We start from the raw sequence: 14,769 nt of genomic DNA on the forward strand, positions 1-14,769 counted from the left end.
TACTCTTCTTTTTTTAATAGAAAGTAAGAGTGTGAAGTACATAGCTTATTTCGTTGCTACGCCATCTTGTAAAATGGAATATTGTTTCAATACATCACGAATCTCGTTTTGCAATGCTTCAGATGGTAAATCCATCGGCTTACGAAGAACTGGTGTAATTTTGCCCATCATGCCAAGTGCGGCTTTTGCAGGTGCAGGGTTTGTATCTTTAAACAATACGTCATTGAGTAGCATCAATTCATAATGAAGATTAAGCGCTCTTTCCGTATCGCCTTCCTCCCATGCATTATGAAGTTCAGCCACTTTTGCCGGAGCAACGTTCGCTGTTGCACTAATCGATCCGCTTCCGCCGATCGTTAGCATCGGGTAACACAATAATTCAATTCCTGAAAATAATTTAAAATCTCTTCCACAGTTTAAAAGAACGCGATTAACATGTTCAAAATCTTTATTAGCTTCTTTTGCTCCAATAATATTCGGACAGTCCTCTACAAGACGAGCCATTGTTGAAACTTCCATATTGACACCTGTACGACCCGGAATATTATAAATGATAATTGGAATATCTACCGCATCAGCAACCGCCTTGAAGTGTTTGAAAAGTGCATGCTGAGAAGGTTTGTTGTAGTAAGGGACGATGACCATCGCAGCATCAGCACCCATTTCCTGTGCTGATTTTGTCAATCTAAGTGTTTCATTGTGATTAACAGAACCAGTTCCAGGGGCAAAAGGTACTCGGCCATCAATAGCTTTCCATGCTGTCTCCATCACAATTTCCCGCTCTTCAGCTGTGAGCGAACTCGGTTCACCTGATGTACCTGTTACAGAAATACCGTGGCTGCCGCTTTCAATTTGCCAGTTAATTAAGTTTTTGAGTGTAACCAGATCCAAACTTTCGTCTTCTTTAAAAGGTGTAATAACTGGAGCAATCGAACCTCTTAACTTTTCACGTGCTTCTTGAACCATTGACGACATTTTGCATCTCTCCTTTTATTTTTTTCATAATTTCCATTTTTTATGGAATCGATTACATAAATAATGTATCATGATATTCACAATATTATAAATATTTAAAAAATTGGTCGTGTATATGAAAAAAGTATGCTTAGACAAGGAGATATCTATGGATTTTAGACAATTACGATATTTTGCAACAATCGCCGAAGAAAAACAAATTACAAAAGCAGCAAAAAGATTACACATGGCTCAACCGCCACTAAGTCAACAACTAAAAGCACTTGAACAGGAACATGGTATTCTTTTAATGGAAAGAAACGGAAATACAATGGAATTAACTGAAGCAGGAAAGGTCTTATACGAGAGAGCAAAAGAACTTTTACAAAGACTAGACGAAACGAGTACAGAAATAAAAGAAATCGGTGAAGGGATTAAAGGAGTATTATCCATTGGATCTGTAAAAACATGTTTTTCTTATATACCGGAGAGACTTCGTTTATTTCGTGAGCAGTATCCAATGGTTAGTATTCGACTATACGAAGGAGATTCTTATCGTTTGGCAGATTATATACGAAAAAGGAATATTGAGCTGGCCATCGTCCGACTTCCATTAGATCTTAGTGACTTTTCTTCTATGCCGTTACCTACAGATAGTTTCGTGGTTGTAACGACTGAGACGCAGGATGAACGCAATGCGATTCCACTAAAGGAAATCGCAGATATGCCATTAATGTTATTGCATCGAGTAAGTGGGGTTGGCCTGTATGAACTTGTCATCGATAAGTGCAAAAATCAAGGATTGAAGCCGAATATTGTATGTGAGTGTCCCGATGCAGCTATGCTTTTATCTCTTGTAAAGGCAGGTGTAGGAGTTACACTGCTCCCAAAATCCACCCTACATTCATTTCCTTTAAAAGGTTTAAAAACAATAGAAATTGAAGACTTTACGATTGAATCAGAATCGGCTGTTATCTGGCTTAAAGATCGTTACCTTTCTAAAAGTACCCTACGCTTTATCGAAACCTTTCAATGAAATTTATATATTAAACAATGAATTTGACCTCATTTAAGGTAGGCAGTGGGTTCTGGTAAACGAAATCTATCAAATTTGAACATACTGATACACCATTACCCTTGATGTGAAAAGAGCATGAAATGAAGGTGAAAATTCAAGGTTTTTGACTATGACATATAATTTCCTACCCAAAGAAGTAGCTCATAAACTAAACTTAATTCTTTTTGAAAACTTTCCAAACATATAGAACATCACCTTCTATTACGATTGACTACATTTTTATTTAATAAACCACTCCAGATGTTCTAGTATTCTCGATGTCTACAATGGCGAGATTGAACACAAACTATTGTTTTCAAACAAGACACCGAATTGTGTAGGACACGCTCTATCAGTTACCTAAGCTACCAGAAGGTTGTATTCTGCATAGTGACCAAGGTTCCATATATAAATCCTATGCTTATCAAAATGCAGTCAAAGAAAAGGGAATTACCATGAGCATGTCCTGCAAAGGCGCTAACTGATAATTCCCCAATCGAAACGTTTCCTCGCAAAAGTCTTGAAACGTTCTATCTCAACAATATCTATCGCACAACGAACGCACGTGTGATACATATTGTCGAAGAATACATTACTTATTATTACAATATCCGTATTGAAATGAAACTAAACAGCCAACCGCCGGTTCAATACCGTCAATTGGCTGCATAGTAGGGACCATCGGTTCCTGAACCCATTTCCCTGAAACATCTAATCCAATAAATGAACGAGATAGACACTCAGCTGCTTTCTGAATTAAATCTGTTTGTACCTTCGTTATAATTTCATATGGTGTTTTGTGAGTCGCATCGACAACAAACGAATATTGTTGTCTTGATACTTTATTAATCGTATCCTGTAAATCGATCATATAACCTTCTGCATCTTCCTCTTTCATTAATCCATGCACCTGTACATGAACTTCCTTCGCGGCCTCATTAATTGCCATTTTATATTTCTTTTTATCTACGACTATCATCTTTTAACCTACTTTTCTCTTTAGTCTGCTTAACACCATTGTTGACATTTGCACGTTCTTTTCGTACAAGTGTAATAAATAAAAGCTATCCCAGCCTTTTTCAATTTTAGAAAAGTAGTACTAATCTCATGCTCACATATTACTATAACATTATATATTACTCGCCATTTTTTGCCGAACTAGAATTTTCTCTTGGTTTACCTAAGAATAAGGCTAATCCTCTTACACATGGTAAATTTCCGATGATTTATCAGCGTTATTTATTGTAAATTCCTTATATTAGAATAATAGAAATGTTCTGTCATTAAAATAATTAGATTACCAATAATGCATATCCCATTTACGAAAGAAATAAGAAAAAAGCTTCCCACAAGTTTGGTAAACTGATGAGAAGCTTCTTTAATTTTATTATTTTATTTATATGTTTGCATATCTCTCTAACAAACCCATTCAAATCAAGGTTTTGAGAGTGTTATTACATCATGCCGCCATTTAGGTGAAAGTGTGTGATATCTTTAACACAGGTTATCAGAAATCTGAGGTGTAATATCTTTAACGGGAATTTAATGTTTTTCACTTGATTGTGTTAGCTTTTTGTTAGCAAACATTACTTACGATTAGATTTATTTAGCAAGCTCTACTTAATTAGAACAAGGTACCTATCCCCTTGTCGCACTTATCGGACCATTACGGGCAAGTTGATCACCCACCTATCTTCTTTGTACATTCAGAATCCTGGGGTGGGAGTCTTACTGCCCTTGCTGCTGGTATTATCTTGGCTTTGTTAAACAATAAACATTAACATAACCAATTTTTTATAAAGTCGCAAAACATTAGTTCATCTGAACCCGGCTACTAATTTTGCATATTCTAGGGGTGCTGCTAGAACTTTTAAATATAATTGCCTATCTGAATAGAGCAGCGATTGATGGTCTGGGTGATGATTGATATCCATTAACCAGACTGATAAATATTCATCAAGGATAATATCTATGGATAATTCTGCATAGCTGCCTTCGGAATGTTCAATCGTTTTGCAAACTGCGCTGCAAAGTTCAATTATTTCTTGTTCCTTTTTAAATACTTGCCTTTCGTCCATTTGAAATACTTTTCTCAAGGCATCCCTACCGTTTAAGACAATTCCAGTCCGATTAAAGTAAGAGGAAATGCCTCCCGCTTCTCCGAAATGAGCAGTAATATAAGCACATTTCCAATGGCTCCTACTTGTTTTTTGCATATGGACTTTAAAATTAAAACATCGTTCCTCATATTTAATTGCTGGAACGGCCTGTTGTACGAGATACGTATCACGTAATACGCCTTTCAGATAATCATTTACTTCCACAGTGGAATTTAAACATTTCTCATCCCCTAGGTGATCAATAATGCGATATACTCCTTCTTTTTTATCCACCTTAAAAAGTCGCTTTCCTTTTCCAGATTCTAAAGGCTTTAAATAGACCGATTCAAATTTCTTGAGCATATCATCTAGTTTCTGATCGTTATTTAATAACTCTGTGTAAGGCCAATACCCACGGAGGTGGATAGAGGACTGGAATAGATACCATAATCGCCATTTACTACTTAAATTAGCATTAAATATCTTACCCCTCAGAACTGATGGCGTTTGATTATATTCATCTTCATTCCATTCCATATGACAGTATAGTACGTCGGGATATGGAAACTTGCCAAACACCCAAACAGGTTTACTTGTTTTTTCCTCTAAATTGAAGCAATACCCCTCGATTGTCTTTAAAGAATGATTTATACCATTTGCTGAACATACATAAATAAGGCCATTAATGCTGGAATAGCCGGCTAAATAACGAAAATATTTTTTTAATGACTCGGCAGTCATCTCGTGTTTATCACTAAAAGCTAATATAGCAATGATTGGACCAATACGAAGTTTGCCTTCTTGAATTTTCATTTCAAACGGTACTTGTTCAGGCAATTTAAAAGGAAATTCAGTGATAGTAGAAACCCCTACCGTATTCTCAGGCAAATCTTCGCGGAACTCAACCTCCACTTTCGCCATCCATTCTCCTGCCTGCAAAGTCATCCACTGAGGTTTTGGATTCATATTTCCCCAAATTGATAGAGGGAGGAATATTAGATTCTTTCTTTTTTCAGAAATCCCTTTGATATAATAGATCATGACAATTCCTCCGGAAATCCAGCCAGTCTTTTTGCATAAAGCATATTTAAGCGTTTTATTTGATAAAAAAGTTGCCTGTCATTAATATCAAGAGCGAACAATGGACTTGGGTTTAAATTATTTATTTCAATAATCCATACCTTTCTTGAGGTATCTATTGCAATATCAATCCCTAAATTCCCACAGTGAACACCACATTCTTCTATACATTGGGCTGCCTCATGGGATATGCGGAAAATTTCTTTACGAAAACGAAAAGCTGCCTCCTCAGAGATACCAAATATTTTTTGTAATGTTATTTCTCCAACCTCTGCAGTACCTCCTGCTAATATATTAGTTACGATACTACCTTCTTTTCCATACTTGGCTACCATACACATATCTTCCCAATCACCAGACTGGTTTTTAACTATGACAATCCGGAAATCAATTTTTTTCTCCTGATAGGTTATTAGGTCTAGCGATTGCTGCAATATAACCGTTTTACCCTTGAATTGTTTTTTCAAAAAAGCACCAAGTTCATGAACGTTTGAAAAATTACTTTTATGAGGCTCTCCAGCTTGTTGAAATTCTAATTGCAAGCAGGCTCCCTGAGATTTTTTAACCTTGTATATTCTATCACCCATACTGCCGTGAACTGGTTTTATAAAAATCTCATTGTGCTCATTCAAGAGGTTTTCCATATCCTGTGGTGTATGATAAATAATTGTCTTCGGCAAATAGGAGTTTAGCTGTGGTTCCTGGCTTAACCATTTATACATCTCCCACTTGTTAAATACATAACTATTAAAATAGCGATGACCGAAAACTGTTTGAAAATGATTTCTCCATTCTTTATTAAGATAGATGATTTTAAAAACAGAAGCTGGATAAGGAAAAATGCCAGGTTCCCATTTTTCTGTTTCTGGGCTATATAGGTATCCGTCAATTGTATAGCGAAGAGGATCAATACCTTCCAGCGAAAAGGCAATGATAGTTCCTCCGATATGTTCGTAATCATATAAATAATTGGATAAATACTGTACATTCTCATCTAAGTAGCTTTTATTTGCTCCAACCAGGATGCCAATAAAAGGTCCCAACAAAATTTCATTATTTTCCCGAAGAATTTCAAATCGGCAGTTTATAGGGATTCTTAATAAATCAATAATGGAAGCAGATAGCTTTATTTCGTCTTCATTTAATACAGATGATGTTTTTAGCTTTATTTCTAATGCTTGGATGCCAAAACGAAGAAACCATTTTTTGTTAGCAGAAAGGTTATGATATTTTGCCACATCCGGATGTATGGTCAAGCAGTTATTTGCATGTAAGTCGAGTATAATTTTATTTATTCGTATCACCATATTCCCCCCAGCTAAAACCTGCGATGGATGTGGAATATAGAATAGGTTCATAGCATATCTGTTTATAGATTTGTTCATCCAATGCTTTAAACCCTTTAAAGGTTGGACGAACATTCGCTTCAATAAACCAGTAATGTTGATGAGTATCAAGGGCAATGTCCAATCCAAATTCAGCGAAATGATTTCCTGTCAGATCCATCATTTTACAAAACTCCATCGAAATAGCATGAATATCCTTAGTAATGAGGTCACTTTCGACTTCCTTACCAAATGCTAATTCCAATGCCTCTTTTAAGTGAAGTGCCCTTCCACCATTGGAAATGTTTGTTATCATCTTTCCGGTTGGTGCCAGTCGACATTCTATCCCATTACAAATCCACTGATTCTCTCCATTCTTTTGCATGACAACTCTAATATCCCATGGACTTCCATCAATGTTTGCCAAATTCAAAAATGGCTGAATAATATATTCATTATCTAGGTATTTACCTTCCTGAAGGTATTCCTCAAATTGTGATTCAGCAATAGTAAAATCGTTATAATATCGATAATCATGGATCACAAATGTTCCGGGAGAATTTAAAGTAATGATCGTTATTCCCCTCCCTCTAGAAAGGCTCTTAGGTTTTAGGATTACTTTTGGATGTCTTTGAAGGATTGTAAGAAGACTATCAACCGTTAATAATTCCGTTTCAGGTAAAAAAGGTTTAAGCTTTTCATTATCCTTTAATTGACAATAAATTTCCCACTTGTCAAACCTGATATCATTAAAAACCTTCCATTGAAACTCATCCTTGTATTCATTGACAAAATTATTCCTTTTATTAAAACCTCTACGATAGACAACAGTTGGAATGGGCATTTTCCCATACTCCCATCTTTTCGTAACATCGTTATAATAGTGACCGAAAATACACTTTTCCTCCCAATCGATGGAGCAATAACGGAAAGCTATGAACAGCCCTCCTACTTTTTCATATATTCCCATAGCATCTGTTAATTCCTTCAATCTGCGATGATGATAATAATAATGCTGATCACCGAGCAAAAAACCTATAACTGGCCCTATCTTAATCGTCGTTTCGGAATATTCCAATTGGTAGGTGACAGTTGTTTGGATTAAAAGTTCGCTTATCATGTCTTCGGATAACTGGATAATGGCAGGTTGATGAAAATTAGCTCTATTGCATTCTTGTATGGAGGGCAGTTCTTTCACCAATATAGGTATCTCTTTCTGACCAAATTTCAGTATGGTCTTAGATTTTAACTTATTGGCCAATCCGTTCGAAGTAAAGAGAATATTTTGGGATGGTTCCAAAGCTTCCAACTCACTTCGCTCAACTATTATCCAATTCATGGTGTGCACCCTTTTCCATGCCAGAGTTATTCATTAGAAATAATAGATAGTAAAAAGCATTTTGGAGGAGATTTATTTGAGATTCCGAATCCATCTGCCCAGTGATGTTTTGATCTTGCTCAAACCCGCTTACATAAATGAGGTATGGAGAACCGGTATCATCAAAAATAAAGTCAAAGGTAAAACTACCTACGAAGGGAATATAATAATCTAAAAATCTCCCAATTTGCTTTGATACAGTATCCAAGCATTTTTTATATTCTTTAATTTCCTCGATACTAAGATTGTTAGAGGGATATCTTATTTTCTCAAAAGGAGATTCATATCTGGAGAAAATACCTTGATTGGCTACAGTTGCAGTGATGGACCATTCAGCCTTCCAATTTTTTTGCAGAAAAATCTTCATTTCCAAGGGGACTTCTCCATTTTTCAGGCGATCGATTCCCTTTATAAGGAGTTGATTCTTTTTATGAATCATCTTTTTTATATAGGGTATGATATCGCCCTTTTTGCATCTTTGCCCATTTGCTCCGATATAAATTATATATTCGTCATGATTTTTTTTGATTGTGACTGCTTTTGGCTTGCGGAATGATTTTTCCTGGAGTATAAAAAAAGAATCATATTTATCAAGATAATCGATTAAGGTAGTAGTGTTTAAAGATACCGTTGGTAAAAGATATGGTTGTAAGTCTGTTGAAGAGGATAACATTTCAAAGATAATTCCTTGTATGAATCGATTAATCGGATTAATAATTAATGTATTTTCCATTTTTCTTAAACTTCTCATTTTATCTATTTTATCCGCGATTGAATGGAGGGCAAGATTATAAATAAAAGGCGGGATATCACATTGTCCTTCTTGAACATTGTTTCCTTCTATTATTGTTCCACTGATAATCGCCCCATCTAAATCCAAATTTTCTAAAGGAAACAGTACAATCTTTCTGTTGTGTTCCATTGACAATGGCATTAATTGGGTTATTAAATGTGGAATAAGCTTCTGCTGCCGCTTATGATTGTATATAAAACCGAAATCAGCGGTATAATTCTGCACCAACTTCACCTCTTTCATTTCCACCTGCACTAAGTCCCTATCTATATTATTTATGAACCTATATAACTTGAATAGATATAGCTTCTAAAATAGCAATATTTAGGAATGTAAAGCGAATTTTTTGTTCTCTATAGTTAAGGCATGACAATTGGATTTTGAGGGGGAAGTACATATCTTTCTGGGATAACAGGACCTGTATCTTCATGACCGGCAATAACGTTTCCAGGTGTCCACGATCCTTCCGGTAAAATACGTTGTGCGTTGTAGAAATGTGATCCATACCATCGCCTAAAGCTGCTGATAATGCCGAGCGCAGTAGGATTTCCCAAAGTTGTACCTATTACCGATGGATTACCGTTGATTTCCCCCATATATATAGCAACATGGCCAATGGAACTAATTCCTTTTCCCTTTTTCCACCAGGTTAATATATCACCGATCCGAAGGTTTTCCACCCCTTGTAGGCACCAATAGGAATCTTCGGAATCATTGGACTCCACGAGTTTACTATATACACCATCAATTTTTGTTCCAATAGATTCATACTTTCTTGAGACACCTGTTAATTCAAAACCAAAGTCACCGTAGACTAATTTAGTAAACCCCGAACAATCTACAACAGCGTCGGAGTGATACGTATTGAAGCCATGGCCGTAGACCGTATAGCCATGATTCATATACCATATCGCTCTTTCTACAATTTGCTCAGCCAGACTTCCCTTCAGGTGTTTAACGTTTTTTCGATACTGATCCACTCTTACTAATTCCCTTTTGAAATACTTATCATAATTCGCTTTGTACTTAGCGATGGCTTCTTCTGTTGTTAATGAAACATAAGAGACACTCATCTTTTAGCCCCTTTATATTAAGATTCAATGATAAAAGGGTGCTCTTCTTTATTTAAACACTTAAGAATTCTTTCTTTATATGTTTTCCAAGTAACTTTCTTGAGTGCTTCATCAATTGAAAAATACCCTGCATCCAAGGCATCATCTCTCCCAGCCAATTTACCACCTATCGGAGTTCCCAAAAACAAAACGGTGCATCTGCTGTTTTTAACATCTTGAATCAATCCACATAATTTAGTTATGGAAATATCAATCCCTGCTTCCTCTTTCACTTCCCTAATGGCAGCTGACTCGATCGATTCCCCGTTCTCTACGTAACCACCTGGGTATTCCCATCCTCTTCTCCAGTTTTTGACCAAAAGGATTTCGTTCTGATCATTAATAACAGCCACGGATGCTGCTAATCTATGCCTTGGAAATACCATTCTATTCGTTCCTTTCAGGAAAATATCCAATACTTCTTAAATAGTTTTCAAGCATTGTAATAAATAATTCCATATCCTTATAGGTTACATCCCCTATATTTGCTACCCTAAAGGTATCCTGTCCATCCAGTTTCCCCGGATAAATGGTATATCCTTTCCTATAAAAATAATTATGCATTTCCTCAAAATTATAGGTTTTAATAGAAGGCTCTACAATAGATGTAATAATTTTGGATTGATGTTCTTTTTGAACTAAATGAGTTAAGCCTAAGTGGGTAATACCATTAATGAGCACTTCCCAAGCTTTTGAAAATCTTTCGTACCTCTGTTCAATACCTTCTATATTTAATTCTATAATTGCCTGCTTAAGTGCATAAAGTGTTTGAACAGGTGGAGTGAAACGCATCTGTTTTGTTTCTAGAAAATATTTATACTGTGAATAAAGATGAAGATAGAAATTCCTAGTAGGAATGTGTTGTGTCTTAACTAAATCCTCAGTTCTGGCAATCACAAAACTAACGCCAGCCATTCCTTGTAGGTTTTTATTAGATGAAGCTACAAGATAACTAATATTCATCACATCCATATTAATTGGGATAGCTGCAAATGAGCTCATAGCATCCAAAATTAATTGAATTTTATATTTTTTACAAAGACTGCCTATTGCATTAATATCATTTAGCAAACCTGTTGTTGTTTCGTTATGGACAACACATAGATGAGAAATTTTCATTGAAGAATGTTGAATCGTTTCTTCCAATGATAAAAGATCAATCGCCTCGTAACTGCTGCTTTTGTATTCGATATAGTTTAACTTGTATACTTCAGCAATCTGGCACATCCTTTTACCGTAGGCACCATTATTAATAATAAAAACGGCATCATTTCCGATGACAGAACTCAAAGTAGACTCAACCGCGGCCGTACCTGATCCCCCAAACAAAACGCATGAATAATTTTGGGGATTCGCAACTAATCGTGTAAGCTCTCCAGTAATCATCTCCATAACTGCTCCGAATTCTTCTTCTCTAGGACAAATATCCGGCACAATCTGTGCGTACTTAACAGTATCAGTTGTGGTAGCAGGTCCCGGATTCAGTAAAACATTTCTCTTTACTGGAGGAAAATTCTTATCTTTGAGGGTGATCATTGGATAAATATATTTCTCTGCGCGTAGCAAATGGTCTTCATTGTCAATTTCACACCAGACAAAATCCTGCAATTTGTGAACATATATATTCCTTTGGCTTGAAATGCTGACTAATGCAGATTCGTAATCAAGCTTCTTATTTTCCGGGAAGACGGACTCTACAAAATCACACATCACCTTGAACGATTCTATTGAGATTTTCGTCATTCCAGTTAATTCGGAATGGAAATCCTTTAAGTCCCTGGTGTTTTTCGACATTTTAACTAATAAATTATTTTCATCAGTTTCAATAAAAACTTCATCGTTGGAATGGGTAAACTCACATGCTAAAATCACATCGGGTTCCTTATGATTTATTAAAATTTTTAACGCTTTTTTTTCATATATTAAGTCACTTTCAAGTAAAAGAAAGTCTTCTGAAACATGATCTTTTAAATTGTACAGAGTATACATACTGCCTGTGTGTTTATAATCATTATTCCGAACACATTGAATCTGAGGGTATTTCATTGATAATTGATCGTATTGATCGGAGAGATAGCCTGTTCCGATGATAATTGTTTCTATCCCTGCCTCTATTAATTTTAAAATGGATTGTTCAACAATAGGTATATTATCTATTTTGATGAAGCCTTTCGGATGGTTTTTTGTTCTCTCTCGCAATCGTGAGCCCATCCCACCGGCTAAAATAACTGCCTTTTTAACCATTCAGATACACCATCAATCGCTCCTTTACTTCATACGGCTTCATCTTTGGGCGCCCTAGATTTCCCTTGGATTGCTTGGATATATTCATATATAAAAAAGTTAATTGTTTCTCCCGTTTCCATCCTTTTATATAGAATTCTAATTCTATAAGGTTATGAATATGAATAGATTTGGTGTAGCCGCAGGCAGCAGCAATGTCTACAAAATGAACATTGTTAGACACAGTCAGCTGTCCTCCTGTTGAATCATGAGTATTATTATCTAAAAGGATATGGAGCATATTATTCGGAGCGTAGGCCCCATTCGTTGCAAGGCTACCCATTCGCATTAATAAGGCCCCGTCTCCTTCTATCACAATAATTTCATGCTCTTTCTTCGTTAAGGAAAGACCAAGACCGATGGAACTAACGCATCCCATTGAACCAACCATGTACAGATTATTTGGTACATCTTCAACTTCGTATAACTCACGCCCTGTTTTACCGGTCGTAGCCAATTGAATGGTTTTTTTATCCTTTAAAGAATTAATGAGCTTTAGTGTTTCAAATCGTGTGGGAAGTTGATTTTCTTTTGTTTGACCAATCTTTTGAGTATTAACATTTACAAGCTGTTTTTGATCCATTAATATTTCTTTCTCAAACGTATTTTTTTTCACAACAAAGAAGAAAGACTGATTTTTTTCGATACATGCATTAGCCTGAATCAATTGCTGTTTTGCTTGGTCTAAGTCGTCAGCAAGGTATACCCAGTTTATTTTCATAAGTTCAAGCATTTCTGTGGTGATACAGCCCATCAGTTCATGCTGGGGCTCATCGGGAATCCCAAGCTCCCCCCGCAAGCTGACAAACCCAAGTACTGGAAGTCGAAACGGGAAATTCAGAGACACCAATGGTGAAACAGCGTTGGTCAACCCAGAGTTTTGCATGAGAACGACCGGTTTCTTACCACTAAGATAAGCACCAGCAGCAACCGCTACTGCTTCACCCTCGTTCGTAGCTGCAACGTAATCACATTCATTGATTGCGTAGTTGATTAAATTTTTTAAAAAAGAACATGGAACACCACTAAAAAAATCAAAGCCAAGCTTTTTTAACTCATTTCCAAATGCTTTAGTGCTAATCAAACATATCACCTGCTTGTTTGAGATCTCTGATTGTATCGATATCAAGCCAAGAACCTTTTATATACTTCACCCCAATTGGGTGAGTTGTACTAATATGATTGAAAAGATCTGCCATTGTCAGCTGTTTAAAATCTTTTCTATTTGATAGTTCCATCAATGCTTTTTTCACCACTTCGGCGCCGCTTTTATTTACTCTCCAGAGGCCAATAAACTCCCCTTGGACTTCTTTTCCTTTTAAGTCTCCGGACATTTTGACAAATTGAACTGTACTGGAATAAAGTTTTTTAGAGTACGGGATGTTTGTAGTTACGTAATCTTTATCATTAGCTGCGTTTTCCACATCAGCATCTACGATGAGGGTAATATCGCTCATATCATTAAGGAGGTCATTCAAAATATAATTTTTAAAAATGATATCTCCATAACTAATAATGGTATTTTCCTTCAATTGTTCCTTTGCAAGGTATAATGAATAAAGTTCTTTTGTCTCTGCAAATAAATCATTGTCAATGACCGAAAACTGGGTGGGGGTTACTTTTTCTTTCGCAAAGCCCCTGACAACGCTAATATTTTTTATACCAACTTTGTTAAATTCATGTATCTGTGTCAAGAGCAGAGTCTTCCCTCCAACTTCTAATAAAGTCTTAGGGATTTCTTCTGTAAGCCCATCCATTTCCCCTTGGCTTGCTGCCAATATTACTACGTTAACGCTTTTTCCTGTGGAAGGCAGATATCGTTTTTCCGCGATCTTTAGTTCGTCTGCTCCTTGTAGGCGGAACACCTCGTCTAATGGAGCAACCTCTTTTTCTACGTTAATGAGACTTACATCCTGGTAGATTTGCTTGGTAGTATCTTGGACGGCTTTAATCGTTGCCCTTAAATTATGATTAGCCCAAATGACAAGACTGGTACCTAATTCCCTGAATTTATCAGTTGGAACAGTATAGTATTTAGTCGGTACGAGTACAACTGGAAGTCTATTGCACCATTCCTTCATAAAAGCCTCTATTTCCGTACTATCCTTTCTCTTACTATGCATGAGGATTGCATCTGCACCAGCAAGGCGATAAGCCTCTGCCCGCCTAAGTGCCTCTTCCAGTCCCCAACCAGCAATAAAGGCTTCTACTCTGGAAACAACCACGAAATCATCATCCGTCTGGCTGTCTTTCATCGCTTTAATTTTCCCGCAAAATTCCTCTATATCTGCAAGAGGCTGTGTATCTCCGCTGATAAAAGAGTTTGTTTTGGGGAATAATTTGTCTTCGATACAAACTCCAGCAATTTGTCTGGACTCCAATTTTTTTACTAATCTTCTTGCATTATTAAAGTTGCCATACCCTGTATCGCCATCAAGTAAAATAGGAATGGTGGTGGCATCACTCATAAATTCCAGCGTGTCAAGCACCTGTGTCCAGGAGGCTTCGTTATTATCCCTTACTCCTAAAGAGGCTGAGATGGACAATCCGCTCCCCCATATTCCTTTGAAACCCGCTTCCTCCACAATTTTTGCTGTTAGACCATTGTGAGCTTCCATGATAAATTCCAATGAATTAGAAGTTAGTAATTCTTTTAGTTTTGTTGTCTTTTTCATTTCTTTTCCTTTC

12 protein-coding genes and 1 pseudogene are annotated in these 14,769 nt (G+C 36.4%); 2 read left to right on the forward strand and 11 right to left on the reverse strand.

Going from position 1 to position 14,769, the window contains the following annotated elements:
- Positions 1 to 45: 45 nt before the first annotated feature.
- Entirely contained in the window at positions 46 to 966 is a 921-nt protein-coding gene (gene hpaI / locus AC3IS5_RS13255) for a 2,4-dihydroxyhept-2-ene-1,7-dioic acid aldolase (RefSeq protein ID WP_489427888.1), read from the reverse strand.
- A gap of 157 nt (positions 967 to 1,123) precedes the next feature.
- Between hpaI and AC3IS5_RS13260 the strand changes: the two genes are divergently transcribed.
- Complete coding sequence (locus tag AC3IS5_RS13260) at positions 1,124 to 1,990, forward strand: LysR family transcriptional regulator (RefSeq protein ID WP_489424842.1); 867 nt, start codon at positions 1,124 to 1,126, stop codon at positions 1,988 to 1,990.
- Between the two features lie 286 nt (positions 1,991 to 2,276).
- Positions 2,277 to 2,683, forward strand: a pseudogene (locus AC3IS5_RS13265) (DDE-type integrase/transposase/recombinase); the annotation flags it as partial.
- On the opposite strand, the gene AC3IS5_RS13270 reads toward AC3IS5_RS13265, so the two are convergent.
- From AC3IS5_RS13270 to aepX, 10 genes are all read right to left on the reverse strand, one after another.
- Entirely contained in the window at positions 2,604 to 2,990 is a 387-nt protein-coding gene (locus AC3IS5_RS13270; RefSeq protein ID WP_489424843.1) for a hypothetical protein, read from the reverse strand. The pseudogene AC3IS5_RS13265 and the gene AC3IS5_RS13270 sit on opposite strands and share 80 nt — an antisense overlap.
- A gap of 838 nt (positions 2,991 to 3,828) precedes the next feature.
- Positions 3,829 to 5,151 carry a YheC/YheD family protein gene (locus AC3IS5_RS13275; protein ID WP_489424844.1) on the reverse strand — a complete coding sequence of 441 codons (1,323 nt, stop codon included), beginning with the start codon at positions 5,149 to 5,151 and terminating at the stop codon, positions 3,829 to 3,831.
- The gene (locus tag AC3IS5_RS13280; RefSeq protein WP_489424845.1) at positions 5,148 to 6,494 is read right to left on the reverse strand and encodes a YheC/YheD family endospore coat-associated protein; all 1,347 of its coding nucleotides are present in this window, start codon (positions 6,492 to 6,494) and stop codon (positions 5,148 to 5,150) included. The genes AC3IS5_RS13275 and AC3IS5_RS13280 overlap by 4 nt, the downstream gene beginning before the upstream one ends.
- Entirely contained in the window at positions 6,478 to 7,854 is a 1,377-nt protein-coding gene (locus AC3IS5_RS13285; RefSeq protein WP_489424846.1) for a YheC/YheD family endospore coat-associated protein, read from the reverse strand. The genes AC3IS5_RS13280 and AC3IS5_RS13285 overlap by 17 nt, the downstream gene beginning before the upstream one ends.
- Entirely contained in the window at positions 7,835 to 8,929 is a 1,095-nt protein-coding gene (locus AC3IS5_RS13290; protein ID WP_489424847.1) for a YheC/YheD family protein, read from the reverse strand. Before AC3IS5_RS13290 ends, AC3IS5_RS13285 begins: the two co-directional genes overlap by 20 nt.
- A 116-nt stretch (positions 8,930 to 9,045) precedes the next feature.
- Positions 9,046 to 9,759, reverse strand: a complete 714-nt coding sequence (locus AC3IS5_RS13295) for an NlpC/P60 family protein (RefSeq protein ID WP_489424848.1) — start codon at positions 9,757 to 9,759, stop codon at positions 9,046 to 9,048.
- Positions 9,760 to 9,776: 17 nt separating this feature from the next.
- Positions 9,777 to 10,184 carry an NUDIX hydrolase gene (locus tag AC3IS5_RS13300; protein WP_489424849.1) on the reverse strand — a complete coding sequence of 136 codons (408 nt, stop codon included), beginning with the start codon at positions 10,182 to 10,184 and terminating at the stop codon, positions 9,777 to 9,779.
- A 1-nt stretch (position 10,185) separates the two neighbouring features.
- Positions 10,186 to 12,042, reverse strand: a complete 1,857-nt coding sequence (locus tag AC3IS5_RS13305) for a 2-aminoethylphosphonate aminotransferase (protein ID WP_489424850.1) — start codon at positions 12,040 to 12,042, stop codon at positions 10,186 to 10,188.
- Complete coding sequence (gene aepY, locus AC3IS5_RS13310) at positions 12,035 to 13,165, reverse strand: phosphonopyruvate decarboxylase (RefSeq protein WP_489424851.1); 1,131 nt, start codon at positions 13,163 to 13,165, stop codon at positions 12,035 to 12,037. Before aepY ends, AC3IS5_RS13305 begins: the two co-directional genes overlap by 8 nt.
- The gene (aepX, locus tag AC3IS5_RS13315) at positions 13,158 to 14,756 is read right to left on the reverse strand and encodes a phosphoenolpyruvate mutase (RefSeq protein ID WP_489424852.1); all 1,599 of its coding nucleotides are present in this window, start codon (positions 14,754 to 14,756) and stop codon (positions 13,158 to 13,160) included. Before aepX ends, aepY begins: the two co-directional genes overlap by 8 nt.
- Positions 14,757 to 14,769: the final 13 nt, after the last annotated feature.

The organism is Viridibacillus sp. KH_047 (genome assembly GCF_057838945.1).

Bases quoted from the DNA above. Each gene is read 5' to 3' on its own strand.
- AC3IS5_RS13300 (WP_489424849.1), bottom strand. From the start codon at position 10,184: ATGGTATTTCCAAGGCATAGATTAGCAGCATCCGTGGCTGTTATTAAT.
- AC3IS5_RS13260 (WP_489424842.1), top strand. From the start codon at position 1,124: ATGGATTTTAGACAATTACGATATTTTGCAACAATCGCCGAAGAAAAA.
- AC3IS5_RS13290 (WP_489424847.1), bottom strand. From the start codon at position 8,929: ATGAAAGAGGTGAAGTTGGTGCAGAATTATACCGCTGATTTCGGTTTT.
- AC3IS5_RS13305 (WP_489424850.1), bottom strand. From the start codon at position 12,042: ATGGTTAAAAAGGCAGTTATTTTAGCCGGTGGGATGGGCTCACGATTG.
- AC3IS5_RS13275 (WP_489424844.1), bottom strand. From the start codon at position 5,151: ATGATCTATTATATCAAAGGGATTTCTGAAAAAAGAAAGAATCTAATA.
- AC3IS5_RS13285 (WP_489424846.1), bottom strand. From the start codon at position 7,854: ATGAATTGGATAATAGTTGAGCGAAGTGAGTTGGAAGCTTTGGAACCA.
- AC3IS5_RS13270 (WP_489424843.1), bottom strand. From the start codon at position 2,990: ATGATAGTCGTAGATAAAAAGAAATATAAAATGGCAATTAATGAGGCC.
- hpaI (WP_489427888.1), bottom strand. From the start codon at position 966: ATGGTTCAAGAAGCACGTGAAAAGTTAAGAGGTTCGATTGCTCCAGTT.
- AC3IS5_RS13295 (WP_489424848.1), bottom strand. From the start codon at position 9,759: ATGAGTGTCTCTTATGTTTCATTAACAACAGAAGAAGCCATCGCTAAG.
- aepX (WP_489424852.1), bottom strand. From the start codon at position 14,756: ATGAAAAAGACAACAAAACTAAAAGAATTACTAACTTCTAATTCATTG.